We start from the raw sequence: 2,946 nt of genomic DNA, 5'->3' as shown, positions 1-2,946 counted from the left end.
TATCCTGCGGACGCCCAAGCTGGGCGACGTCTATATGTCGGTGTGGGGCGGCATCATGTGGGAGGGCGTCCAGGAGGTCATGTCGGGCAACCTGTCGATCTTCGATTTGGATTTCCAGGGCAAGATCAAATCGCTCAACTCGTGGAACCCCATCGTCGGTACCGGTCTGGAGATCGGCAAGCACATGAGCGTGATGATCGACGTAGGTTTCGGCGAGCGCGAATCCCTGATGTTGTCAGCGACGTTTCGATTCTGAACTGCAGGGAAAGTGTGTTCTTCTCGCAGTAGGCGTGCGTCAGTCTGTGATCACCGGAGAGGTTGGATCGTCTGCGAGGCACGAAGTCTCCAGGGCGACTCGGCTCGGTTCTTCTGCTGGCCGGACGACAGGGATGTCGCAGGCATCGCGACGTACCCGTATTTCGAAAACCTTGGGCCAGCGCTTGCCGGTGACGAAGATGCGGTCGGTTTTGTCATCGTAGGCGATGCCGTTGGGCGAGCCCGCCAGCAAGCGGTCGAGAGGGGACAACAGGCCGGAAATATCGATCCAGGAGAGGACCTGGCCAGAGGCGGGCGAGATGCGGGCGATGCGATACTGCTGCCATACGCTGGCCCAGATCTCGCCGCGGATGAACTCCAGCGCGTTCAAATTGGAGACGGGTGCACCGCCGTCGGTGACGCGAATGCGCCCGGTTTCCGCAAATGTGTCCGGCTCACGGAAGTAGAGCGTAGCCGAGCCATCGCTCATGACGAGGCGAGTATCATCATGCGTCAAACCCCATCCGTCCGTGGGATAGGAGAAACTCGACAGCAGGCGGAAAGATCGGCGGTCGTAGATGAACCCTGTCCTGGCTGTCCAGGTGAGTTGAATGAGCTTATCCCCCCAGAGCGTGATGCCCTCGCCAAAGTATCTCCAGGGCAAGTCGTGTTGCTGCAAGACCGTTCCGGTTGCCAATTCCACGCGGCGGATGGAAGAGCGTCCGTTGAGACCCATGCCTTCGTACAATTCCCCGTCACAGTACGCGAGGCCTTGCGTGAATGCGTTCGTGTCGTGGGGGAAGGAGTTGACGACCTCACAGCGGTAGCACTCCGCCAGGGGCGGCTGGGCGGCGGAACAGCCCGCCAGCAGGCACAGTGCACCCAGCCGGGCGAAACCCAAACTCCGGAGCGTCGAAACCGGCGCGAGGAACCAGTCGAAAAGCACGGTCTGGGCCTCCTGGGGCAGAATGCAAGTCCAGTTCCCGCGACAAGCCGAAGCGGCATCCTGACTATGCCGCCAACTCATCTGTTTTGGTGGCAGGACGATTCCCTGGCCGCCAAAGAACCGCACAAAGGTCTCGCATCAGGCCGGGCGTCAGAACGCCGGGCCAAAGCAGGGCGTAAATGTCGACCACGCGGCTGGGAACGAACTTGGCGCGAAACTGCTGCAACCCGGAGAAGCGGAAAAGGTGGTCAAAACGCCCCATCACATGCCCCAGAACGCCTCCGTCCTGCGGTCGTTGCGCGCATCTGGGCCTGTTGGGGTCGTAGAACGGGATGATTCCACCCGTGACGAACTCCAGTCCCTCTCTCTGAAAGACGGCCATGGCAGTCACGATGTTCAGTTCATGGCTGCCCCGCAGAGCATCGGGCCTGCGGACGAGATCCTGCAAGTACTGCCCCCGAAGGCTGACGGGAGAGCAGACCAGGAGGCTCTCGATGCGTTCATCTCCCTGGACGACGAAGTATCGCCGATCTTGCGCATTCTCCAGTGGAGCCGTCCGCAGGAAGGATCGACTCCGGCGTTCGGGGCGCGCCCTCATCCATGCCTCGGTCACGTCTTCGACGCCTTTTCGGATGTCGGCATCCCGGAGCGGATAGACTTCCCTGGCGATCCCGCCGTGTTTGCGCGCATGATTGCAGGCCTGCCGGATCTCCGTGCGGGCCTTTCCGCGGGTGTGCCACGTCCTCAGATCGTAGAATGGCTCGGTGCCCAGCCAGACCGAGTGGAAGCTGTTCTTGGGCAGCGTCTCAACGATCGTGCGGCCCATGCCCAGCAGCACCGCGTGTTTGCCGAGTGCGGCCGCATAGGCTTGAAAGCAACGGATGACTTCTAGCGCATCTTCCGGCGGCCCGACCGGGTCGCGCCAGGCGATCAGCGTTGACGACCGCTCTTGGAAGGGCAGGTAGGCTCGTCGATCGGGCCCCCACATGAGCCGCCAGGGATCGTCTGAAAGGGCGTGCACCTGGCCGGAAAGCGTTGAGAACCGATCCAGCAGTTCCGCGGCGGCGGATCTGCCGTCGCGGGACGAAGTGACGTCGAATCCCGTCGCGCCGGCGCGCAGCAGCATGCGCGAGAACCGGCGGAGCGAAAGCCTGCCAAGCTCCGCCAGCCTCCTGATCAAGGGACGCCGACAGCTCAGGCGAGCCAGACCCACGCCTTCTATGCTCGATGACACGCCATCCTCGCAGTCCGCAGACGAACACCGCGGCCGTCTGGGCTGATTATCCTCGACACTTCCCGTCGTGCAACGGCGTACAACAGCAGGAGAATCACTCGACAGGCGGATGGAGGAATCGGGCTGCCTTCGAGATGGTGTGCCTACCAAAAAGTCCGTCCGCGTTGTGCGGCAAGGACTTACGCGTTTCACCTTCGCTGGGCTGAGCGGCTACGATTCATCCTCACGTACCCCGAACTGAGGTGCCGTGATGGGCATCGTGGGCGCAATCGTTCTCTTTCTGCGCGCGTTGCTCGGCGACCTCGCTGCTATCGGCGTCTTCGTTTTGGACCAACCCCCGGCGATGCCGAGTTCAAGCGCTTCGCAGATCGGCCCAAAGAAGACCCGTATCCACTGTTCAGTGACTTGTTACCCAGTTGCAAATCTCATTTTCAGCCCAAGAACGCGTTATAACATCTTGTCCGCACGTTAGTTGCGCGCCGATCACCGAGTTCCCAAGCTGGACGTCGTG

3 protein-coding genes are annotated in these 2,946 nt (G+C 61.6%); 1 reads left to right on the top strand and 2 read right to left on the bottom strand.

Annotated features, from left to right (window positions below):
- On the top strand, window positions 1–256 hold a 256-nt coding region (locus QZY44_RS29970), incomplete at its 5' end, for a hypothetical protein (protein WP_295456381.1).
- A 39-nt stretch (window positions 257–295) separates the two neighbouring features.
- Here QZY44_RS29970 and QZY44_RS29965 read toward each other — a convergent pair.
- Complete coding sequence (locus QZY44_RS29965) at window positions 296–1,201, bottom strand: glutaminyl-peptide cyclotransferase (RefSeq protein ID WP_295456379.1); 906 nt, start codon at window positions 1,199–1,201, stop codon at window positions 296–298.
- 64 nt (window positions 1,202–1,265) lie between these two features.
- Window positions 1,266–2,327 (bottom strand): phosphatidylglycerol lysyltransferase domain-containing protein, encoded by a 1,062-nt coding sequence (locus QZY44_RS29960; RefSeq protein WP_295456377.1) that lies wholly within the window; start codon window positions 2,325–2,327, stop codon window positions 1,266–1,268.
- Window positions 2,328–2,946: the final 619 nt, after the last annotated feature.

It is taken from the genome of uncultured Thiodictyon sp., assembly GCA_903837595.1.
Lineage (GTDB): Bacteria > Pseudomonadota > Gammaproteobacteria > Chromatiales > Chromatiaceae > Thiodictyon.
The sequence above is the reverse complement of the archived record's forward strand: the minus strand, read 5'-3'. Positions and strand labels throughout refer to the sequence as shown.

Coding starts and splice junctions, on each gene's coding strand:
- QZY44_RS29960 (WP_295456377.1), bottom strand. CDS start 2,327: ATGCTGCTGCGCGCCGGCGCGACGGGATTCGACGTCACTTCGTCCCGC.